Annotated in this window: 22 protein-coding genes; 17 read left to right on the plus strand and 5 right to left on the minus strand. The window is 66.4% G+C overall.

The window, feature by feature from the left end:
* Positions 1-87: 87 nt before the first annotated feature.
* From rpmG to radC, 3 genes are all read right to left on the minus strand, one after another.
* On the minus strand, positions 88-258 hold the full coding sequence (gene rpmG, locus KHO18_RS17655; RefSeq protein ID WP_008644909.1) for a 50S ribosomal protein L33: 171 nt from the start codon (positions 256-258) through the stop codon (positions 88-90).
* A 13-nt stretch (positions 259-271) separates the two neighbouring features.
* Entirely contained in the window at positions 272-505 is a 234-nt protein-coding gene (gene rpmB, locus KHO18_RS17660; protein WP_006575661.1) for a 50S ribosomal protein L28, read from the minus strand.
* Positions 506-709: 204 nt separating this feature from the next.
* Positions 710-1,402 carry a RadC family protein gene (gene radC, locus KHO18_RS17665; protein WP_144198122.1) on the minus strand — a complete coding sequence of 231 codons (693 nt, stop codon included), beginning with the start codon at positions 1,400-1,402 and terminating at the stop codon, positions 710-712.
* 118 nt (positions 1,403-1,520) lie between these two features.
* Here radC and KHO18_RS17670 point away from each other — a divergent pair, with 118 nt between their 5' ends.
* The 7 genes from KHO18_RS17670 (at position 1,521) to KHO18_RS17700 (ending at position 8,720) form a co-directional block, all read left to right on the plus strand.
* Positions 1,521-2,012 (plus strand): FKBP-type peptidyl-prolyl cis-trans isomerase, encoded by a 492-nt coding sequence (locus KHO18_RS17670; protein ID WP_144197838.1) that lies wholly within the window; start codon positions 1,521-1,523, stop codon positions 2,010-2,012.
* 26 nt (positions 2,013-2,038) lie between these two features.
* Positions 2,039-3,004, plus strand: coding sequence for a 4-hydroxy-3-methylbut-2-enyl diphosphate reductase (gene ispH, locus KHO18_RS17675; protein WP_186296833.1), 966 nt, complete (start codon positions 2,039-2,041; stop codon positions 3,002-3,004).
* Between the two features lie 667 nt (positions 3,005-3,671).
* The gene (locus tag KHO18_RS17680; RefSeq protein ID WP_144197840.1) at positions 3,672-4,874 is read left to right on the plus strand and encodes a branched-chain amino acid ABC transporter substrate-binding protein; all 1,203 of its coding nucleotides are present in this window, start codon (positions 3,672-3,674) and stop codon (positions 4,872-4,874) included.
* 218 nt (positions 4,875-5,092) lie between these two features.
* Positions 5,093-6,028 (plus strand): branched-chain amino acid ABC transporter permease, encoded by a 936-nt coding sequence (locus KHO18_RS17685; protein WP_144197841.1) that lies wholly within the window; start codon positions 5,093-5,095, stop codon positions 6,026-6,028.
* 13 nt (positions 6,029-6,041) lie between these two features.
* On the plus strand, positions 6,042-7,196 hold the full coding sequence (locus KHO18_RS17690; protein ID WP_144197842.1) for an ABC transporter permease subunit: 1,155 nt from the start codon (positions 6,042-6,044) through the stop codon (positions 7,194-7,196).
* 13 nt (positions 7,197-7,209) lie between these two features.
* Positions 7,210-7,986: an ABC transporter ATP-binding protein gene (locus KHO18_RS17695; RefSeq protein ID WP_144197843.1), complete on the plus strand. Its 777-nt coding sequence runs from the start codon at positions 7,210-7,212 to the stop codon at positions 7,984-7,986.
* Between the two features lie 17 nt (positions 7,987-8,003).
* Positions 8,004-8,720 (plus strand): ABC transporter ATP-binding protein, encoded by a 717-nt coding sequence (locus KHO18_RS17700; protein WP_092300924.1) that lies wholly within the window; start codon positions 8,004-8,006, stop codon positions 8,718-8,720.
* Positions 8,721-8,800: 80 nt separating this feature from the next.
* Here the strand turns inward: KHO18_RS17700 and KHO18_RS17705 are convergent, their stop codons facing one another.
* Both KHO18_RS17705 and KHO18_RS17710 read right to left on the minus strand, forming a co-directional pair.
* Entirely contained in the window at positions 8,801-9,988 is a 1,188-nt protein-coding gene (locus tag KHO18_RS17705; protein ID WP_144197844.1) for an acetylornithine transaminase, read from the minus strand.
* Between the two features lie 277 nt (positions 9,989-10,265).
* Positions 10,266-11,321 (minus strand): CDP-6-deoxy-delta-3,4-glucoseen reductase, encoded by a 1,056-nt coding sequence (locus KHO18_RS17710; RefSeq protein WP_144197845.1) that lies wholly within the window; start codon positions 11,319-11,321, stop codon positions 10,266-10,268.
* Between the two features lie 10 nt (positions 11,322-11,331).
* On the opposite strand from KHO18_RS17710, the gene KHO18_RS17715 reads away from it, so the two are divergent.
* From KHO18_RS17715 to KHO18_RS17760, 10 genes are all read left to right on the plus strand, one after another.
* Positions 11,332-12,360: an NAD-dependent epimerase/dehydratase family protein gene (locus KHO18_RS17715; protein ID WP_144197846.1), complete on the plus strand. Its 1,029-nt coding sequence runs from the start codon at positions 11,332-11,334 to the stop codon at positions 12,358-12,360.
* 216 nt (positions 12,361-12,576) lie between these two features.
* Positions 12,577-13,539, plus strand: coding sequence for an ABC transporter substrate-binding protein (locus KHO18_RS17720; RefSeq protein ID WP_144197847.1), 963 nt, complete (start codon positions 12,577-12,579; stop codon positions 13,537-13,539).
* Positions 13,540-13,591: 52 nt separating this feature from the next.
* Complete coding sequence (locus tag KHO18_RS17725; protein ID WP_244844888.1) at positions 13,592-14,437, plus strand: ABC transporter permease; 846 nt, start codon at positions 13,592-13,594, stop codon at positions 14,435-14,437.
* Positions 14,434-15,213: an ABC transporter ATP-binding protein gene (locus KHO18_RS17730; protein WP_092300909.1), complete on the plus strand. Its 780-nt coding sequence runs from the start codon at positions 14,434-14,436 to the stop codon at positions 15,211-15,213. Before KHO18_RS17725 ends, KHO18_RS17730 begins: the two co-directional genes overlap by 4 nt.
* 5 nt (positions 15,214-15,218) lie before the next feature.
* Positions 15,219-15,992: a histidine utilization repressor gene (gene hutC, locus KHO18_RS17735; protein WP_211943639.1), complete on the plus strand. Its 774-nt coding sequence runs from the start codon at positions 15,219-15,221 to the stop codon at positions 15,990-15,992.
* A 135-nt stretch (positions 15,993-16,127) separates the two neighbouring features.
* Positions 16,128-17,705: a histidine ammonia-lyase gene (hutH, locus tag KHO18_RS17740; protein ID WP_144197850.1), complete on the plus strand. Its 1,578-nt coding sequence runs from the start codon at positions 16,128-16,130 to the stop codon at positions 17,703-17,705.
* 58 nt (positions 17,706-17,763) lie between these two features.
* Entirely contained in the window at positions 17,764-19,467 is a 1,704-nt protein-coding gene (hutU, locus tag KHO18_RS17745) for a urocanate hydratase (RefSeq protein WP_144197851.1), read from the plus strand.
* A 31-nt stretch (positions 19,468-19,498) separates the two neighbouring features.
* Positions 19,499-20,122 carry a HutD/Ves family protein gene (locus KHO18_RS17750; RefSeq protein WP_144197852.1) on the plus strand — a complete coding sequence of 208 codons (624 nt, stop codon included), beginning with the start codon at positions 19,499-19,501 and terminating at the stop codon, positions 20,120-20,122.
* Positions 20,119-21,372, plus strand: a complete 1,254-nt coding sequence (hutI, locus tag KHO18_RS17755) for an imidazolonepropionase (protein WP_144197853.1) — start codon at positions 20,119-20,121, stop codon at positions 21,370-21,372. The genes KHO18_RS17750 and hutI overlap by 4 nt, the downstream gene beginning before the upstream one ends.
* The coding region (locus KHO18_RS17760; protein ID WP_211943640.1) for an amidohydrolase family protein at positions 21,369-21,972 on the plus strand (604 nt) is incomplete at its 3' end. The genes hutI and KHO18_RS17760, both read left to right, overlap by 4 nt.

The raw sequence follows: 21,972 nt of genomic DNA on the forward strand, positions 1-21,972 counted from the left end.
CAAGGGTTTGCGGCCCATAAAAGTGGGCAACAAAAAACCCCGCGAAGCGAGGTGCTCGGCGGGGTTCTTCATCGGAGACCGGATCAATTACTTGATCTTGGTTTCCTTGTAAGGCACGTGCTTACGGGCGACGGGATCGAACTTCGAGATCTCCATCTTTTCCGGCATGGTGCGCTTGTTCTTCGTGGTCGTGTAGAAATGACCCGTACCTGCGGTCGATTCCAGCTTGATCTTGTCGCGTCCGCCTTTGCTGGCCATGTTGTACTCCTATTTAGACTTCGCCACGTGCGCGCAGGTCGGCGAGCACGGAGTCGATGCCTTTCTTGTCGATCAGGCGCAGGCCGGCGTTCGAGACGCGCAGGCTCACCCAGCGGTTTTCCGATTCAACGAAGAAGCGGCGGTTCTGCAGGTTGGGCAGAAAACGGCGCTTGGTCTTGTTGTTTGCGTGGGAAACGTTGTTGCCGACCATCGGCGCTTTCCCGGTCACTTGACAGACGCGTGCCATGAAGCACTCCTAAATCTTATTCGTGGACAATGTTCGCAACAGATCAACAAAAGGCGCGCGGGCCCGGACTGCAGCGGATTGAGACTTCAGCAAAACGAACATTATAGACCGGAAACGACTGGCGAATCAACGCCTTCCGCGCTGAGGGGAAGACTAAGTGTTGTGCCGCAGGTTTGCCGTGCTGCCGGGATCACGTGGACGCGCTCACGTGGGCGGGACGGCAGGCAGCCGGTCATGTTCGGCGAACGAGTAGATTTCGCTGCCGGCCACAATGTAATGGTCCAGCAGCCCGATGTCCAGCACGGCGAGCGCCCGCGCGAGATGTCGTGTGGTGGAAAGGTCAGCGAGGCTGGGTTCCGGGGGGCCGTGTGGGTGGTTGTGCGCGACGATGATATAGGCGGCGTTGTAAGAAAGCGCTTCGCGCGCCACTTCTCGCGGGTAGACCGTGACGCCGCCCAGTGATCCGCGCCCGAGCTCCACATTGGCGAGCAGGCGGTACGCACTATCCAGATAGAGGGCGATGAAGACCTCGTGCGGCAGGCGTGACAGCGTCAGCCGCAGGTAGGCGCGGACGGCGCGCTCGGAATCCAGGCTGCGCGGGGCCTTGAGCGTCTCGGCCAGCGCGCGCCGGGTCAGCTCCGGCACCACGCGCAGCTGGGCCTGCTTGGCGGCGCCCATGCCCTTGATGGTGGCGAGGGCATCGGTATCGGCGGCGAACAGCCGCGTCAGCGAGCCAAAGCGCACCAGCAGCTCCCGGGCGAGGTCCACGGCGCTCTTGCCGGGGCTTCCTACGCGCAGGAAAACAGCGAGTAATTCAGCGTCGGACAATGCTCCCGGGCCGCCCAGGGCCAGCTTTTCGCGGGGTCGCTCCTGGGCGGGCCAGCGGGGAATTGGCATCATCGACATCGAATCGTCTCCAGAAATTGCCACACTGTCAGTCATGCCGGCTGCGACGGAGGCCGGCGCCGGATGGGCCAGTCGAATACAATACGGGTTGTTGACCGGTTGATCACCCATGAATTTGCAAACTTTTGCGTCGGAAGCGGAAGGCGGCGGCGCGGCCGCCCGCAAGACAGTCCTGGCGGACTCCTTCCTGACCCTCCACTACAGTATCTCCCTCGATAACGGCACCGAAGTCGTGAGCACGTTCGAGGAAAAACCCGCCACGCTGCTGCTTGGCCAGGGCCAGCTCGCGCCCAATCTCGAGGCGGCGCTGCTCGGCATGCCCGAGGGCCAGCGCATGACTTACCGCCTGGCGCCGGAGCATGCCTTCGGCCCGCGCAACCCCGAACTGCTGCAATGGGTCTCGCTGGCCACGCTGCGCGAGAACAGCTCGTTCGAGGAAGACTATTCGCCCGGCGACCTCGTGGAATTCAATGCACCGAACGGCGGCAAGTACGCCGGTGTGCTGAAGGAATTCGGCGAGACCGCCGCGCTGTTCGACTTCAACCACCCGCTGGCCGGACAGACCATCCTGTTCGATGTCCAATTGATCGGAATTCTCTGATGTCAGCCGTTGTGACGGACCCCAGCATGCCCGAGCTCACTCTCCCCATCGACGCCGAGATCCTGATGGCGCAGCCGCGCGGCTTCTGCGCCGGCGTGGACCGCGCGATCGAGATCGTCGAACGCGCGCTGGCGCTGTTCGGCGCGCCGATCTACGTGCGCCACGAGATTGTCCACAACGCCTACGTGGTGGCCGATCTGCGCAACAAGGGCGCGGTGTTCGTCGACGAACTGGACGAAGTGCCACCCGGTTCCACCGTGATCTTCAGCGCCCACGGCGTGTCGAAGGAAGTGCGCGCGGACGCCACCGCGCGTGGCCTCACCGTGTTCGACGCCACCTGCCCGCTGGTGACCAAGGTGCACGTCGAGGTGGGCAAGATGCGCGCCGAAGGCTGCGAGATCATCATGATTGGCCACAAGGGGCATCCCGAGGTGGAAGGCACGATGGGCCAGGCCGAGCGAGGCATGCTGCTGGTGGAGTCGGTCGAGGACGTCAACCGCCTGGCCGTGTCCGATCCGTCGCAGCTGGCCTACGTCACGCAGACCACGCTGTCGGTGGACGAGACCGCCGAGATCGTGGCGGCGCTGAAGGCGCGCTTCCCGGATATCCGCGAACCCAAGAAGCAGGACATCTGCTATGCCACGCAGAACCGCCAGGACGCCGTGAAGTTCATGGCGCCGCAGGTGGAGGTGGTGATCGTGGTGGGCAGCCCGAACAGCTCCAACTCGAACCGCCTGCGCGAACTGGCGGACCGCCTCGGCGTGCCGGCCTACATGGTCGACGATCCTGACCAGCTCAAGCCGGAATGGGTGGCGGGCAAGCGCCGGATCGGCCTGACCGCGGGGGCCTCGGCGCCCGAAGCACTGGCCCAGGCCATTGTCGAGCGCCTGCGCACGTTCGGCGTGCGCAATGTGCGTGCGCTGGAAGGCGTGGAGGAGAACATGTCCTTCCCGCTGCCGCGCGGCCTCGCCAGCGTGTCCGTGCAGTCCTGATCCTGCCTGTTTCCGCCTGATTGCCGGACATCGACCTGAAGCGGGTCGGTGTCCGCGCCTGCCGTCCCCCCGCCTTTTTTCCTTCCCCGTTGTTCGATGCTCTGCCATCGCACCGCGCTGGTGCGTCTCTGTGCGCCCGCCATTTTCGTCCCGACGTGCGCTGCCGCACTATTGTAGACATTTAAGGGTTTGCAAACCCACGCCCCGCGCCATAATGCCGCAATACGTGTCTTAACACCCAGACAATATCAGGGTAATCCCCGATGATGGGGTTTTCCCTATTATGGTGCGCCGCTACATTCTGCACATTAGAGTGGCCGCTCGATATTTGAAATGAAATACCTAATTAATACCTGCCCATTATATGTGGCGCGGCACAGGCTTACGACGTGGCGCAAGCGCCTCCGGAGAGACTCGGGCACGATTCTTGTAAGCACGGGGGACAGGTCTGCCAAATGGGCGGAGATTGCCCCAATCTGTGCATTGGGGAAATTCCCTAGCGCAATTGGTGGGTAAATGGTTCAGGTTGTTGCGTCGCGTATTGCATCCGCGAAGAAAGGGGATACAATGCGCGCGTTTCAAATTGAAACTAAACAAAGGGCGGTCCAGGGAATACGTCCGGGAGGCGTAGTATTTCCCTGTTTTTGTGAATCCTAGGAGATCACTCATGCAATTCACGTTTGCCAAGATTCTGCCGATCGCGGCCGCTGTGGCGCTGGTCGCTGCATGTGGCAAGAAAGAAGAAAAGCCGGCTGATGCGGCAGCATCGGCACCTGCCGCGGCGGCGCCGGCTGCAGGTGGCGGTGAAACCATCGTCAAGATCGGTCACGCGGCTCCGCTGACGGGCGGCATTGCCCACCTTGGCAAGGACAACGAAAACGGCGCCCGCCTGGCCGTGGAAGAAGTCAACAAGACCGGTCTGGAAATCGGCGGCAAGAAGATCAAGCTGGAGCTGGTGGGTGAAGATGACGCCGCCGATCCGAAGACCGGCACCGCCGTGGCCCAGAAGCTGGTGGACGCCAAGGTCGTCGCCGTGGTGGGTCACCTGAACTCGGGCGTGTCGATCCCGGCCTCGAAGATCTACAGCGATGCGGGCATCGTGCAGATCTCGCCGTCGTCGACCAATCCCGACTACACCAAGCAAGGCTTCAAGACCACGTACCGCGTGGTGGCCACCGACGCCCAGCAGGGTCCGGCACTGGCCAACTACGCCGCCAAGAGCCTGGGCGCCAAGAGCGTGGCCATCGTCGACGATGCCACCGCCTACGGCAAGGGCCTGGCCGACGAGTTCGAGAAGACTGCCAAGGCTTCGGGCGTGAACGTGGTGGCACGTGAAGCCACCAACGACAAGGCCACGGACTTCAAGGCCATTCTGACCAAGATCAAGGGCAAGAAGCCGGACGTGATCATGTACGGCGGCATGGATGCCACCGGCGGTCCGTTCGCCAAGCAGGCCAAGGAACTGGGCATCGCCTCGAAGATCGTGGGCGGCGACGGCGTGTGTACCGACAAGGTGGCTGAGCTGGCCGGCGATGCCGTGACCAACATCATCTGCTCGGAAGCTGGTCTGGCCCTGTCCAAGATGGAAGCCGGCGACGACTTCCAGAAGCGCTACCAGGCCCGTTTCAACGCCCCGGTGCAGATCTACGCACCGTTCACGTATGACGCCGTGATGGTCGTTGTCGATGCCATGAAGCGCGCCAACTCGTCCGAGCCGGCCGCCATCCTGGCCGAAATGCCCAAGACGAACTACAAGGGCGTGATCGGCAACATCGCCTTCGACGAGAAGGGCGACATGAAGGAAGGCACCATCACGCTGTACGAGTACAAGGACAAGAAGAAGTCCGTCCTCGACGTCGTGAAGATGTAATTCCGGGCTTACCGGCCCATCCGAACGGCACCGTGAGTATTTTGCGGTGCCGTTCTTTTTAGTCTCGCCAACGGTTGACAGCATCCTTACCATGGATGGAACAGGGCGGGCAGCACACCAGCAACTCATCACCTCTCTACCCGAACCATCCAACATTACCGTCCCACCCACGGCATCCACACCATGCCGCGCGGCGCGGGGCTGAAGCAGGAGTTTTCATGGATATCTTTATCCAGCAGATCGTGAACGGTCTGGTGCTCGGCAGCATCTATGCGCTGATCGCACTGGGCTACACCATGGTCTACGGCATTCTGGGCATCATCAATTTCGCGCACGGCGACGTGCTGATGATTGGCGCGCTGACCGCGTTGTCAGCCATCATGGGGCTGCAGAAGTTCGCCCCCGGCCTGCCCGAGTGGCTGACGCTGGTGATCGCCACGCTGATCGCCATGCCGGTCTGTGCAGTACTGTCCTTTTCGATCGAGCGGATTGCCTACCGGCCATTGCGCAACGCGCCGCGCCTGGCCCCGCTGATCACCGCCATCGGCGTCTCCATCATCCTCCAGACGATGGGCATGCTGATCTGGTCGCGCAACCCGCTGACCTTCCCGCAGCTACTGCCCTCGAGCCCGATCGACATCGGTTCCACGGGCGCCACCATCACTGGCAAGGAAATCGTCATCATCGGCATGGCCGTGATGGTGATGGCTGGCCTGCTGGCCCTGGTCAACCGCACCAAGCTCGGCCGCGCCATGCGCGCCACCGCCGAGAACCAGAAGGTGGCGGGCCTGATGGGCGTGAACCCCAACTTCGTGATTTCGGCCACGTTCATGATCGGCGCCGCCCTGGCGGCGCTGGCGGGCGTGATGATGGCCACCAACTACGGCAACGCGCACTTCTACATGGGCTTCATCCCCGGGCTGAAGGCGTTCACCGCCGCAGTGCTGGGCGGCATCGGCAACCTGGCCGGCGCAATGGTCGGCGGCATGCTGCTGGGCCTGATCGAGGCACTGGGCGCCGGCTACATCGGCGACCTGACCAACGGGGTGTTCGGCTCGAATTACCAGGACGTGTTCGCGTTCATCGTGCTGATTACCGTACTTGTGTTCCGTCCGTCCGGCATCATGGGCGAACGCGTGGCCGACCGCGCCTGAGGAGAGCGAATCCATGAATACCCCGATTCCATCCACGGCCGTCGCGGCACCGTCCCGCGTGCCGGCCAAGACGCTGGCGGCCCTGCTGGGCTTCCTCGTCGTGGCGCTGTGCGCGCCATTCTTCGTCCAGACCTTCGGCGGCAACTACTGGGTGCGCGTGCTCGACTTCGCGCTGCTCTACATCATGCTGGCGCTGGGCCTGAACATCGTGGTCGGCTTTGCCGGCCTGCTGGACCTGGGCTACATCGCGTTCTACGCGGTGGGCGCCTACCTGATGGCGCTGCTCGGTTCGCCGCACCTGGCCAACCAGTTCGAATGGATCCAGCAGCTGTTCCCGAACGGGCTGCATTTGTCGATGTGGTTTGTGCTGCCTATTGCACTTGGGGTGGCGGCGCTGTTCGGCGTCATGCTGGGCGCGCCAACCCTCAAGCTACGCGGCGACTACCTGGCCATCGTGACGCTGGGCTTCGGCGAGATCGTTCGTATCTTCATGAACAACCTGGACCGTCCGATCAACATCACCAACGGCCCCAAGGGCATCACGGCGGTAGACCCGGTACACATCTTTGGCTTCGATTTCTCGAAATCCCACGAGATCTTCGGGCTGAAGTTCACGCCGGTGTTCATGTACTACTACCTGCTGGTGTTCCTGGTCATCGTGATCGTGTTCGTCTGCCTGCGCCTGCAGAACTCGCGTATCGGCCGCGCATGGGTGGCGATTCGTGAAGACGAGATCGCCGCCAAGGCGATGGGCATCAACACCCGCAACGTGAAGCTGCTGGCCTTTGCCATGGGCGCCTCGTTTGGCGGTGTGTCGGGTGCCGTATTCGGCGCATTTCAGGGCTTTGTCTCGCCCGAGTCGTTCACGCTGTGGGAATCGATCTACATCCTGGCCATCGTGGTGCTGGGCGGCATGGGCCATATCCCGGGCGTGATCCTGGGCGGCATCCTGCTGGTGGGCTTCCAGGAACTGCTGCGCGTGGTGGCGGAGCCGATGCAGACCGGCCTGTTCGGCCATGTCATCGTCGATGCCGAGGTGCTGCGCCAGCTGATGTTCGGTCTGGCACTGGTGGGGGTGATGCTGTATCGCCCGGCCGGCCTGTGGCCGTCGCCGCGCAAGGAAGACCGTCCGGTGGTGCGCCGGGCGGGCAGCGTTGGCCGTTTCTGACCAGGAGGACATCATGAGCAACAACGAAATCCTCCTGTCCGTACAGGGGGTCAACAAGCGCTTCGGCGGCCTGCAGGCCCTGTCCGACGTGGGCCTGCAGATCCGCAAGGGCGAGATCTACGGCCTGATCGGCCCCAACGGCGCCGGCAAGACCACGTTCTTCAACGTCATCACCGGCCTGTACACGCCCGATTCGGGCGAGTTCATGCTCGGCGGCAGCGCCTACCAGCCCACTGCCGTGCATGAGGTGGCCAGGACTGGCATCGCCCGCACGTTCCAGAACATCCGCCTGTTCGGCGAGATGACCGCGCTGGAGAACGTGATGGTAGGCCGCCACGTGCGGACCAAGGCTGGCGTGTTCGGTGCGATCTTCCGTCCGCCTTCGGTGCGGCGCGAGGAAGAGGGCATCGAGGACATGGCCCACGACCTGCTGGACTACGTCGGCATCGGCAAGTACGCCAACTTCACCGCGCGTAACCTCTCCTACGGCCACCAGCGCCGCCTGGAGATTGCCCGCGCGCTGGCCACCGAGCCCAAGCTGCTGGCGCTGGACGAGCCCGCGGCCGGCATGAACGCCACCGAGAAGGTGGAGTTGCGCGGCCTGCTCGACAAGATCCGCAACGACGGCCGCACCATCCTGCTGATCGAGCACGATGTGAAGCTGGTGATGGGCCTGTGCAACCAGATGACCGTGCTGGACTACGGCAAGGTCATCGCCCAGGGCCTGCCGCAAGACGTGCAGAACAATCCCGCGGTGATCGAGGCTTACCTCGGCGCATCGGCACACTAAGGCGGGAGAGACGCGCAATGAAACAGACAGTACTGAAGATTTCCGGCCTGAAGGTGGCCTATGGCGGCATCCAGGCCGTCAAGGGCGTGGATCTGGACATCCACGACGGCGAGCTGGTAACCCTGATCGGCGCCAACGGCGCGGGCAAGACCACCACCATGAAGGCCATCACCGGCCTGCAGGGCTGGGCCGGCGGCGACGTGGAGTACATGGGCAAGTCCATCAAGGGCGTGCCCAGCTACACGCTGCTGAAGCAGGGTCTGGCGATGGTGCCGGAAGGCCGCGGCGTGTTCGCGCGCATGACCATCACCGAGAACCTGCAGATGGGCGCGTACACGCGCAACGATGACGCGGGTATCAAGCGCGACATCGACCGCATGTTCGAGACCTTCCCGCGCCTGAAGGAGCGGGCGGACCAGCTGGCCGGCACGATGTCCGGCGGCGAGCAGCAGATGCTGGCCATGGCGCGCGCGCTGATGAGCCAGCCCAAGCTGCTGCTGCTGGACGAGCCGTCGATGGGTCTCTCGCCGATCATGGTCGAGAAGATCTTCGAGGTGGTGCGCACGGTGTCCGCGCAGGGCGTGACCGTGCTGCTGGTGGAGCAGAACGCGCGCCTGGCGCTGCAGGCTGCCCACCGCGGCTACGTGATGGAGTCCGGCCTGATCACCATGAGCGGCGACGCCAAGCAGATGCTGGACGACCCCAAGGTGCGGGCGGCCTACCTGGGCGAGTAAGCGCCCGACAGGTTCCCGGCAAGTAAAAAAAGCCTCGCGATTCGCATCGCGAGGCTTTTTTTCATCGTAGAAACTTCAAATCAGGCCAGTTTCTTCAACAGCGTGCGCAGCATGCCGATCATCTGGTCGATCTCGGCGCGCGTCACGTTCAGCGCCGGCATGAAGCGCAGCAGGCCCGGACGCGGGGCGTTCAGCAGCAGCCCTTCCGGCGCCATTTCGCGCGCTTCTTCCACGATCTGCGCACCGATCTCCTTGTTCAGCACCAGGGCGCGCAGCAGGCCCTCGCCACGCTCGCCGCCCAGGCCGAACTCGTCCGACAGGGCCAGCAGCTGCTCGCGCAGGTACTGTCCCTTCGCCTTCACGTCGTCCAGGAAGCCCGGCGCGGTCAGCTGGGCAATCACGCTGCTGCCCACGGCCGTCATCAGCGGGTTGCCGTTGTAGGTGCCGCCCTGGTCGCCGGCCTCGAAGCTGGCCACCTCGGCCTTGCAGAGCAGGGCGGAGAGCGGCACGCCGCCGCCGATGCCCTTGCCCAGCGTCATGATGTCCGGCTCCACGCCCGACAGCTCGTAGGCGAACAGCGTGCCGCAGCGGCCGCAGCCGGTCTGCACTTCATCGACGATGAACAGCAGCTTGTGCTTGTCCGCCAGCGCGCGCAGGCCCTGCATGAACTCGCGCGTGGCGGGAATCACGCCGCCTTCGCCCTGCACCGGCTCCAGCATGATGCCGACGGTCTTGTCGGTGATCAGGGCCTCCACCGAGGCCAGGTTGTTCAGCTCCGCCTTCGGGAAGCCCGGCACCTGCGGCGCGAAGATGGTGTCCCAGCCGGCCTTGCCCGACGCGCTCATGGTGGCCAGCGTGCGGCCATGGAAGCTGTGGTCCATGGTGATGATCTCGTACGCGCCGTTCTTGTGCTTGCGCCCCCATTTGCGGGCCAGCTTGATGGCGCCTTCGTTGGCCTCGGCGCCGCTGTTGGCGAAGAAGACCTTGTCGAAGCAGCTGTTGTCGGTGAGCTGCTTGGATAGCACCAGCATCGGCTCGTTGTAGAAGGCGGGGCTCGGGTTCAGCAGCTTGCGGGCCTGCTTCTCCAGCGCCTCGATCATGCCTTCGTTCGAATGGCCAAGGCTGTTCACTGCCCAGCCCTGCACGAAATCCAGGTATCGCTTGCCGTTATGGTCCGTCAGCCAGGAACCCTTGCCTTCGGTGAAGACCAGCTCGGGGCGGTTGGTGATGTACATCAGGGATTGGACGGGAAAATCGGCAAATGCCATGGCGGACTCCTGGGTTCGGCGAGTAAGGGGTGAGAGGATCAGACCGGCAAAAACAAAAAGCCACGGGGGTTGCCCGTGGCTTGTCGACCTGAACAGATGCGATGGACGGTCAGCCGCGAGGCACCCTGGGAGGGAGCGACGTACGTGCGCGGCGTCGGAGCATGATCGTGTTCATGTCGGCCAATATAAGGCGCATGCACCCGGGTGTCAAAACCAATTGCGGAAAGTCTGGCAGACCCGGGTGGCATTGTTGTGTCGACGGAACGGCGGGGGGTGGTCAGGCGGCCCCGGCCGGGTGCATGTCGGCCTCGGACGTGAACGAGTCGGCGAAGAACGCGTCCTCGTGCAGCTGGCACTGGGCGGCGAAGTCCGTGCGGGCCGCGTTGACCATCACCGGGGCGCCGCAGGCGTAGACCTCGTGGCCGGACAGGTCCGGATGATCGTCGATCACGGCCTGGTGCACGAAGCCGGTGCGGCCCGCCCAGTTGTCCTCGGCCTGGGCGTTGGAGATCACCGGTACGTACTGGAAGTTCGGCAGGTCGCGCGCCCACTGCTCGCACAGCGCGTGCATGTACAGGTCGGCCGGGCGGCGGCCGCCCCAGTACAGCGTCATCTTGCGGTCGATGCCGGTATAGGCGGCATGCTCGACGATGGCCTTGATCGGCGCGAAGCCGGTGCCGGAGGCCAGCAGGATGATCGGCTTGTCGGAGTCCTCGCGCAGGAAGAAGCTGCCCAGCGGGCCTTCGAAGCGCAGGATGTCGCGCTCCTTCATGGCCGGGGCGCCTTCCTTGGCGCCGAACACGTAGTCGGTGAATGCGCCGCCGGGCATATGGCGGATGTGCAGCTCGATCGGGCCTTCCTCGTGGGGCGGCGTGGCGATGGAGTAGCTGCGGCGCTTGCCGTCACGCAGCAGGAATTCCACGTACTGGCCGGCCAGGTACTGCATGCGCTCGGTGGCGGGCAGTTGCAGGCGGATGGCGATGACGTCGTCCGCCAGGCGCTCCAGCGTGCTCACGCGGCAGGGAATCTTCTTGATGGGGATGTCGCCGGCGCCGTGCACTTCCCGGCACTCGATGGTGATGTCCGAGGTGGCGTTGGCGCAGCAGAACAGCGCGCGGCCTTCGGTCTTTTCCTGCGCCGTCAGCGCCGAGGCGGCATGGTCGCCCTGGACGAAGCTGCCTTCGACCACACGGCCCTTGCAGGAGCCGCAGGCGCCGTTCTTGCAGCCGTAGGGCAGGCCGATGCTGTGGCGCAGGGCCGCGCCGAGGATGGTTTCATCGGCAGCCACCTCGAACTTGTGGCCGCTGGGCATGACGGTTACTTGATAAGCCATAATCAGGTCTATGAGCCAAATTCTGTCGCCGCATGCGGCATTGTCTTACTCCCGGGCGGGTCGCCGCCTGGGCCGTCCGCGCCTGCTGATCGTGGGCTGCGGTGATGTCGGTTCGCGTGTGCTGCGCCTGCTGGCGGCACGCATGCGCGTGTTCGCCGTGACGTCGCAGCCGGCCCGGCGGGCCGAGTTGCGCGCCGCGGGCGCGGTGCCGCTGGTGGCCGATCTGGACCGGCCGGCCACGCTGGCACGGCTGCGCGGACTGGCGGACCGGGTCATCGACCTGGCCCCGCCGCCCGCACAGGGGAGCGGCGATCCGCGCACACGTGCCTTGCTGGCTGCGTTGCGCCGCACGGCATGGCGCCGCGCCCGGTCCGGGCGCATGGCTGCCCACGCCGCCAGCGAGGCCGCCATTCTACCCGAGCGGGGCTGGCACCGCGCGTTTGAGGCGGCGGCCCGGCACCAGTCTGCCGGCGTTTTCGTCTATGCCAGCACGACCGGCGTCTACGGCGACCGGGGCGGCGCCCGCGTTCAGGAATTCGACACCGTGCGTCCGCAGACGCCCCGGGCGCGCCGGCGCGTGGCGGCCGAGTCCGCCGTGCGCCATTTCGGGCGCGATGCGGGCTGGCGCGCCAGCATCGTCCGCATTCCCGGCATCTACGCGGCGGACCGCCTGCCCGTGGCCCGGCTGCACAAGGGCACGCCGGCGCTGGCGCCGCAGGACGACGTCTACACCAGCCATATCCATGCCGACGACCTCGCTCGCACCATGATCGCGGCGCTCTGGCGCGGCCGGCCCCAGCGCGTGGTGCACGCCAGCGACGACACCGAGCTGCGCATGGCCGATTACTTCGACCTCGTGGCGGACCGCCGGGGCCTGCCCCGGCCGCCGCGCATCACCCGCCAGCAGGCGCATGAGGTGATCGAACCGGCACTGCTGAGCTTCATGAGCGAATCGCGCCGGCTCGACAACGGCCGCCTCAAGCGCGAACTGCGGCTGCGGCTTCGCTATCCCACCGTCACGGACTTCTTTGACGCCTGACCCGGCCTGACTGGGTTTGAGGCTCCCCTGGCACACCGCTTGCGATCCATGTCGCCGCGGTGCTGCTGTCTATACAGGATTGTGCACAAGCACCCCATATCGGTGCGAAACAAGGCGTATCCGGCGCTTTTTCGGGGCCTCGCCTAGTGCAAACCCCGCGTTGACTTGTATAGACAGGCATAGCACCATTTGCCCGACCACAAAGGAGCCGACAGCATGACCCTGCACCGCCGCGCAACGCTCGCCGCCATCGCCCTCGCATCCCTCGTCACCACGCTCGCCGCCCCGGCCCACGCGCAGAACACGCCCGTGACGCTCGGCATGAGCGGCTGGACCGGCTTCGCCCCGCTCACGCTCGCTGACAAGGCCGGCATCTTCAAGAAGAACGGCGTGGACGTGGATATCAAGATGATTCCGCAGAAGGACCGCCACCTGGCGCTGGCCTCGGGCGCGATCCAGTGCGCGGCCACCACGGTGGAGACCCACGTGGCGTGGAACGCCAACGGCGTGCCGATCACGCAGATCGTGCAATTGGACAAATCCTATGGCGCGGACGGCCTGGCGGTGCGCGGGGATGTGAAGTCGTTCGCGGACCTCAAGGGCAAGACCATCGGCGTGGATGCGCCGGGCACCGCGCCGTATTTCGGGCTGGCGTGGATGCTCAAGAAGAACGGCATGACGCTCAAGGACGTGAAGCTGACCACGCTGTCCCCGCAGGCCGCCGCGCAGGCCTTCGTGGCCGGCCAGAACGATGGTGCGATGACCTACGAGCCGTATCTGTCGACGGTGCGTGCCAATCCGGACAAGGGCAAGATCCTCGCCACCACGCTCGACTACCCGATGGTGACCGACACCCTCGGCTGCGCGCCGAAATGGCTCAAGGACAACCCGAAGGCTGCCCAGGCGCTGGTGGACAGCTACTTCGAGGCCCTTGAGATGATTCGCAAGGACCCGGCCAAGTCGAACGAGATCATGGGCGCCGCGGTCAAGCAGACCGGCGAGCAGTTCGCCAAGTCGTCGGCCTACCTGCGCTGGCAGGACAAGGCGGCCAATCGCACCTTCTTCGCGGGCGAGCTGGCCAGCTTCAGCAAGGAGGCCGCGGCCGTGCTGCTCGATATTGGCGTGATCCGGCAGACGCCGGACGTGACCACGCTCTATGACGCCCGATTCCTCAAGTAAGCCGGAGGCCGCCATGACCCAGGTGACGCAGGTTTCCACGCCCGCCGGCCGCATGCCCGCGCCGGCCGCCAGTGCAAGCGGCGCCGGCGACGACAGCGCCCCGCGCCGCCGCCATCCGTGGCTGTCGCCGCTGGTGCCGGTGGGCGGCCACGCGCGCTGGCTGCTCGGCCTGTCGTTCTTCGCCGTCTTCTTCGCGCTGTGGGCGGCGGTCACGCTGGGCGGCTTCGTGCCGCGTACCTTCCTGGCCGATCCGCTGACCATGGCGCGCGAAGGCGTGACCCTGTTCACGCAATACAACTTCCTCGGCGACATCGGCATGACGGTGTGGCGCGTGGTGGGCGGCTTCGTGCTGGCCGCCGTGCTGGCCGTGCCGCTCGGCATCTTCATGGGCGCGTACAAGGCGGCGGAGGCGTTCTTCGAGCCCTTCGTCTCGTTTTGCCGCTACCTGCCGGCCTCGGCCTTTATCCCGCTGCTGATCCTCTGGGCCGGCATCGGCGAGACGCAGAAGCTGCTGGTCATCTTCATCGGCTCGTTCTTTCAGATTGTGCTGATGGTGGCGGTGACGGTGGGCGGGGCCCGCAAGGATCTGGTGGAGGCGGCCTACACGCTCGGCGCCACGCCGCGCGGCATCGTGCGGCGCGTGTTGATTCCGGGCGCGGCGCCGGAGATCGCCGAGATCCTGCGGCTGGTGCTGGGCTGGGCCTGGACCTATGTGATCGTGGCCGAGCTGATCGGCTCGTCGTCCGGCATCGGCCACATGATCACGGACAGCCAGGCGCTGCTCAACACCGGGCAGATCATCTTCGGGATCATCGTCATCGGCTGCATCGGGCTGGTGTCCGACCTCGTCTTCAAGCTGGCCAACCAGCGCCTGTTTCCGTGGAGTTCGATCAAATGAGCGCGCTGTCGATCCAGCAGGTTTCTCGTACGTTTTCGAATCCGCGCGGTGGCGTCACGCAGGCGCTGCTGCCGGTGGACTTCGACGTGCGGGACAACGACTTCGTGACCATCCTCGGCCCCTCGGGCTGCGGCAAGTCCACGCTGCTGCGCATCGTGGCGGGGCTGGACACGCCTTCGGGCGGGCGCGTGCTGCTCGACGGCCAGCCGGTGGCCGGCCCGGGCGCCGATCGCGGCATGGTGTTCCAGTCGTACACGCTCTTTCCGTGGCTGACCATCGAGCAGAACGTGCGCTTTGGCCTGCGCGAGCGCGGCATGAGCGCGGCGGACCAGAAGGAACGCAGCGACTATTTCATGGCCCGCGTGGGGCTGCGCGGCTTCGAGCATCACTATCCGAAGCAGCTCTCGGGCGGCATGCAGCAGCGCACGGCGATTGCGCGGGCGCTGGCCAACGACCCCAAGATCCTGCTGCTCGATGAGCCGTTCGGCGCGCTGGACAACCAGACCCGCGTGCTGATGCAGGAGCTGCTGCTGGGCATCTGGGAGTCGGCGCGCAAAACGGTATTATTCGTCACGCACGATATCGACGAGGCCATCTTCATGGCCAACCGCGTGGCGGTGTTTTCCGCCAGGCCGGGTCGGATCAAGAGCGAGATCGCGGTGGATTTCCCCCATCCGCGCCATTACACGATCAAGACTTCGCCCGAGTTCTCCGCGCTGAAGGCGCGGCTGACCGAGGAAATTCGTGCCGAGGCCATGGCCGCGGCCGAGCACTGACCGCCATGAATCACCCCGCTGCCGGCTCCACCCCCGCCAACCCCTCCACGCCTTCGGCCCCTTCCGCGCTCTACCAGCAGGTGAAGGAGTACATCGCCCGCCAGATCCAGAGCGGCGCGTGGCAGCCGGGAGACCGCGTGCCGTCGGAGCAGGAACTGGTGACCCGCTTCTCGGTCTCGCGCATGACCGTCAACCGGGCGCTGCGCGAGCTGTCGGAGCAGGGCAGGGTGGTGCGCGTGGCCGGCGTCGGCACCTTCGTGGCCGAGCACAAGCCGCAATCGACCCTGCTGTCGGTGGTCAACCTGCAGGACGAGATCCGCATGCGCGGCCACGACTATGCGTGCGATGTGATCCTGGTGGAGCGCGTCTCGGCGTCGATCGAGGTGGCGGCGGCGCTCGAGCTGCGCACCGGCGAGTCGGTCTATCACTCGGTCTGCGTGCATCGCGAGGACGGCGTGCCGGTGCAGCTGGAAGACCGCTACGTCAATCCGCGCGTGGCGCCGGACTTCATCACACAGGACTTCCGCGATACGCAGCCCGGTGAATACCTGCTGCGCAACGTGCCTTACGACCAGGTGGAACACGTGGTCGATGCGATTGCCGCCACCCCCGAGCAGGCCGCGCAACTGGAAATGCCGCCGACCCAGCCGTGCCTGCTGCTCACGCGGCGCACGTGGACGAGTGGCGTGCCGGTCACGTTCGTGCGCTGCCTGCATCCGGGCAACCGCTATCGCCTCGGCAGCCGCTTCCGCGCCGACGGCAATCCGGCCTTCGGCTAAAACTGAGTAGCTGGGGCTAGTTAGTACTGGCCTTCGGCCCCCATTTTCGACTAACCTGTATAGACAGGCTCATACAACTGATTTTAGAACGCGGTTGAGCCGATTCTCAAAAGATCCAACAGGACGATGCAGCACATGACAGCCATTTCTGATTCCCGCCTCGATTCCCGCCCCGTACTGACGCTGGACCCCGGCCACGTCTCCCTGGCCGACCTGCGCCGCATCTATCGGGGCGAAGTGCGCCTGGCGATGGCGGACGCGGCCTGGGCCGGCGTGCGCGCGGCGCAGGCCACCGTGCAGGACATCATCGACGCCGACGCCGTGGTCTACGGCATCAACACCGGCTTCGGCAAGCTGGCCCAGTCGCGCATTCCGCATGACAAGCTGGCCGAGCTGCAACGCAACCTCGTGCTCTCCCACAGCGTGGGCACCGGCCCGGACCTCGCGGCGGACACCGTGCGCCTGATCCTGGCGATGAAGGCCATCAGCCTCGCGCGCGGTCATTCGGGCGTGCGCCCGGCCGTGATCGAGGCGCTGCTGGCGCTGGCCAACCACGGCGTCACGCCGTGCATCCCGGCCAAGGGCTCGGTGGGCGCCAGCGGCGACCTCGCCCCGCTGGCGCATATGTCGTGCACGCTGATCGGCGTGGGCGATGTCTATATAGATAGCCGCCGCGTGCCGGCCGCGCAGGGGCTGGCCCACGCCGGGCTGGAGACCTTCGCGCTCGGTCCCAAGGAAGGGCTGGCGCTGCTGAACGGCACGCAGGTGTCCACGGCGCTGGCGCTGGCCGGCCTGTTCGCCGCCGAAGACGCCTTCGCGGCCGGGCTGGTGGCCGGAGCGCTTTCGCTCGAGGCCATCAAGGGGTCGGTCAAGCCATTCGATGCGCGCATCCACGCCGCGCGCGGCCAGGTCGGCCAGATCGAGGTGGCCGGCGCGGTGCGGGCGATGCTCGACGGCAGCGAGATCGTCGATTCCCACAAGGGCTGCGGCCGCGTGCAGGACCCGTACTCGATCCGCTGCCAGCCGCAGGTGATGGGCGCCTGCCTGGACAACCTGACCCATGCCGCGCGCATCCTGCGCATCGAGGCCAACGCGGCGTCGGACAACCCGCTGGTCTTCCCCGAGCAGGGCGACGTGGTCTCGGGCGGCAACTTCCACGCCGAGCCGGTGGCCTTCGCCGCCGACATCCTCGCGCTGGCTATCGCCGAGATTGGCGCGATTTCCGAACGCCGGCTGGCGCTGCTGCTCGATACCGGGCTGTCCGGCCTGCCGCCGTTCCTGGTGCGCGATGGCGGCCTGCACTCCGGTTTCATGATCGCGCAGGTGACGGCGGCGGCACTCGCTTCAGAGAACAAGTCGCTCTCGCATCCGTCCAGCGTGGACAGCCTGCCCACCTCCGCCAACCAGGAAGACCATGTGTCGATGGCCACCTACGGCGCGCGCCGGCTTGGCGAGATGGCGGCCAACACGGCGGTGATCGTCGGCATCGAGGCGATGGCCGCCGCGCAGGGCATCGAGTTCCACCGGCCGCTGAAGTCGTCGCCGCTGGTGGAGCAGGAACTGGCGCGCATCCGCGCCCGCGTGGACTTTGTCGAGGGCGACCGCTACCTCGCGCCCGACATCGAGGCCATGAAGCAATGGGTTGTGCAGGGCGATGCCGGGGCCGGCTGGCCCGAGGCCGTGCGCGCGATCCTGCCGACCAATGCCAGCTGATACCAGCCGTCGATCCCTATCTGACAAATTCGAATCTCCCAGCACGGAGCCCCCGACCATGAACGCTAACGAACGCCAATTCGACACTCCCCAGCGCGGCCAGCGCGAAATCCGCGCACCGCACGGCAGCCAGCTGCATTGCAAGAACTGGCTGATCGAGGCCGCCTACCGGATGATCCAGAACAACCTCGACCCCGACGTGGCCGAGCGCCCGCAGGACCTGGTGGTCTACGGCGGCATCGGCAAGGCCGCGCGCAACTGGGAATGCTTCGACGCCATCCTGGACAGCCTGCGCCGCCTGGGCGAGGACGAATCGCTGCTGGTGCAGTCAGGCAAGCCGGTGGGCATTTTCCGCACACACGCTGACGCGCCGCGCGTGCTGATCGCCAACTCCAACCTCGTGCCGCACTGGGCCAACTGGGACAAGTTCAATGAGCTGGACCGCGCCGGACTGATGATGTACGGCCAGATGACCGCCGGCTCGTGGATCTATATCGGCACGCAGGGCATCGTGCAGGGCACCTTCGAGACCTTTGTCGAGGCCGGCAACCAGCACTTCGGCGGCGACCTCGCCGGCAAGTGGATCCTGACGGCCGGGCTGGGTGGCATGGGCGGCGCGCAGCCGCTGGCTGGCGTGCTGGCCGGGGCCTGCGTGCTGGCCATCGAGTGCCAGGAGTCGCGCATCGACTTCCGCCTGCGCACGCGCTATGTGGACAAGAAGGCCACCACGCTGGACGAGGCGCTGGCCATGATCGCCGACGCCACCGCGAAGAAGGAGGCCATCTCGGTGGGCCTGCTCGGCAACGCGGCAGAGATCGTGCCGGAGCTGGCGCGCCGCGCCCAGGCCGGCGGCATGCGCCCGGACATCGTCACCGACCAGACTTCGGCGCATGACCTCGTCAACGGCTACCTGCCCGAAGGCTGGACCGTGGCGCAGTGGGAAGACCTGCGCCAGCGCGACCCGAAGGCGGTGGAAGCCGCCGCGCGCGCGTCCATCGTCAAGCATGTGAAGGCGATGCTGGCCTTCAAGGAGATGGGCGTGCCGACGCTGGACTACGGCAACAACATCCGCCAGGTGGCTTTCGACGAGGGCGTGAAGAACGCGTTCGATTTCCCGGGCTTCGTGCCGGCCTATATCCGCCCGCTGTTCTGCCGTGGCAAGGGGCCGTTCCGCTGGGTGGCGCTGTCGGGCGACCCGGAAGACATCTACAAGACCGACGCCAAGATGAAGGAGCTGTTCCCCGAGGACAAGCACCTGCACCGCTGGCTGGACATGGCGCGTGACCGCATCGCCTTCCAGGGCCTGCCGGCGCGGATCTGCTGGGTGGGTTTGGACGAGCGCCATCGCGCCGGGCTGGCGTTCAACGAGATGGTGAAGTCGGGCGAACTCAAGGCGCCCATCGTGATTGGGCGCGATCACCTCGACTGCGGCTCGGTGGCCTCGCCGAACCGCGAGACCGAGGCCATGCGCGACGGTTCCGACGCCGTGTCAGACTGGCCGCTGCTCAACGCGCTGCTGAACACTGCCGGCGGCGCCACCTGGGTCAGCCTGCACCATGGCGGCGGGGTGGGCATGGGCTTCTCGCAGCATGCCGGCGTGGTGATCGTCTGCGATGGCACGGACGCCGCCGCGAAGCGCATCGAACGTGTACTCTGGAATGATCCGGCCACGGGTGTCATGCGTCATGCCGATGCCGGTTACGAGAGCGCCATCGCCTGCGCCCGGGAGAAGGGCCTGGACCTGCCGATGGTAAAAGGTTGAAGGGTTGAACGCTTGAAAGGTTGAAGCGAGCATGAAGGAACTGGAGCCAGGAGTGGCACCGGGTGTGACGCGGTTTGCCCTCGACGCCATCGCCCCCACGCCGTGGAAGAACGGCGGCGGCACCACGCGCGAGATCGCCGTGTGGCCGCCGGGCGCGGGCATGGACGCCTTCGCGTGGCGCGTGAGCGTGGCGGACATCGTTGCCGATGGGCCGTTCTCGGCCTTTCCCGGCATCGACCGCCAGATCGCGCTGCTGGAAGGCGCCGGCGTGCATCTGCAGGCCCACGACGATTCGTTCTGCCACAAGCTCACGGCCATCGGCGAGCCATTCGGGTTTGCCGGCGATACGGCCGTGCACGCCACGCTGGTGGAGGGCCCCACGCGCGATTTCAACGTGATGGCGCGGCGCGGGGTGTGCCACGCCGACGTGGCCCTGCAGCGCCAGCCGTTCGAGGTGGAAACCGGCAACGATGCCGTGATGGTGTTCGTGATCCGGGGCGAATGGCGCAGTGCCGATGGCCTGTCGCTGCGGGACGGCGAGGGCCTGCTGGTGTCCGCCGGGGCTGGCGGCGCGTCGGGCCGGCTGGCGCTGGCGCCCGCTGAAATCTCCGCGCTGTGCCTGCGCGTATTGCTGCAAATGGAGCCTGCTCAATGACGATTTCCCACGCGCCATCCGCCGATGGCGTCTGGCACCACTGCCACCTGCTGCCCGAGCCCGGGCAGGACACGGCGCTGCGCGATGGCGCCATCGTCGTGGCCGATGGCCGCATCGTCTGGCTCGGCACCCACGCGGCGCTGCCGGACACCTATCGCCACCTGCCGCGCCACGACGCCGGCGGGGCGTGGATCACCCCCGGCCTGGTCGATTGCCATACCCATCTGGTCTATGGCGGCCAGCGTGCCGACGAGTTCGCGATGCGGCTGGCCGGTGCCAGCTACGAGGAGATCGCCCGGGCCGGCGGCGGCATCGTCTCCACGGTACGCGCCACGCGCGAGGCCGACGAGGACACGCTGTTCGCCCAGGCCGCCGGGCGGCTGCGGCCGCTTTTGGCCGAAGGCGTGACCGCCATCGAGATCAAGTCCGGTTACGGGCTCTCGCTGGACGCCGAGCGCAAGCAGTTGCGCGTGGCGCGCCGGCTCGGCACGGCCTTCGGCGTCACCGTCCACACCACCTTCCTGGGCGCGCACGCGCTGCCGCCCGAGTACGCGGGCCGGGCGGATGACTATATCGATCTGGTCTGCGACACCATGCTGCCGGCGCTGGCCGGGGAAGGGCTGGTCGATGCCGTGGATGCGTTCTGCGAGGGCATCGGCTTCTCGCCCGCGCAGACCAGGCGCGTGTTCGAGGCCGCCGCGCGCCATGGCCTGCCCGTCAAGCTCCATGCCGAGCAGCTGAGCAACCTCGGCGGCGCGGCGCTGGCGGCGAGCCATCAAGCGCTGTCCGCCGACCATCTCGAACATCTGGACGAGGCCGGCGTGCGCGCCATGGCGGCTGCCGGCACGGTGGCCGTGCTGCTGCCGGGCGCCTACTACTTCCTGCGTGATACCCACCTGCCGCCGCTGGCGCTGCTGCGCGAGCACGGCGTGCGGATTGCGCTGGCGACCGACCATAACCCGGGCACCTCGCCAACCACCTCGCTGCTGCTGATGATGAACATGGCCTGCACGCTGTTCCGCATGACCGTGCCCGAGGTGCTGGCCGGGGTGACCACCCACGCGGCGCACGCGCTGGGCGCGGCGGACCGGCACGGCACGCTCGCCGCCGGGCGCGTGGCGGACTTCGTGCTGTGGCAGGTGGCCACGCCGGCCGAGCTGGCGTACTGGTTCGGCCGCAATCCCTGCGCGGCAGTGGTGCGGCAGGGGCGGATTTATCCGACCGAAACCGGCGCGGGAGCTAAGGCATGAGCGCCGGTCACCTCTTCGCGCCATCGGCCCTCCTGCCCGAAGGCTGGGAGCGCAACGTCCGCCTGGGCTGGGATGCGCAGGGCCGGCTGACCGAGGTCACGCCCGACGCTGCCGCCGCCCCGGGAGACGAGCACGCGGCTGGCCCGGTGCTGCCGGGCATGCCCAACCTTCACTCGCACGCGTTCCAGCGCGGCTTTGCCGGGCTGACCGAGTACCGCAGCATCGCGGCAGACGAAGACCCGGCCGGCGGGGACTCGTTCTGGAGCTGGCGCGCGCTGATGTACCGCTTCGCGCTGCGGCTTTCGCCGGACGCGCTGGAGGCCATCGCCACCCAGCTCTATATAGAGATGCTGCGCGCCGGCTATACCAGCGTCTGCGAATTTCATTACGTCCATCATGACCCGGCGGGCCAGCCGTACGCCACGCCCGCCGAGATGTCGCTGCGGCTGCTGCGCGCGGCGCGCCGGGCCGGCATCGGCATGACGCTGCTGCCGGTGCTGTACCAGACCGCCGGCTTCGGCGGCAAGCCGGCGCAGGCGGACCAGCGGCGCTTCCTGCACGGGACGGATGCCATGCTGGCGCTGCTTGGCGACCTTGCCC

The sequence above is a fragment of the Cupriavidus campinensis genome, assembly GCF_905397395.1.
Classification (GTDB): domain Bacteria; phylum Pseudomonadota; class Gammaproteobacteria; order Burkholderiales; family Burkholderiaceae; genus Cupriavidus; species Cupriavidus campinensis.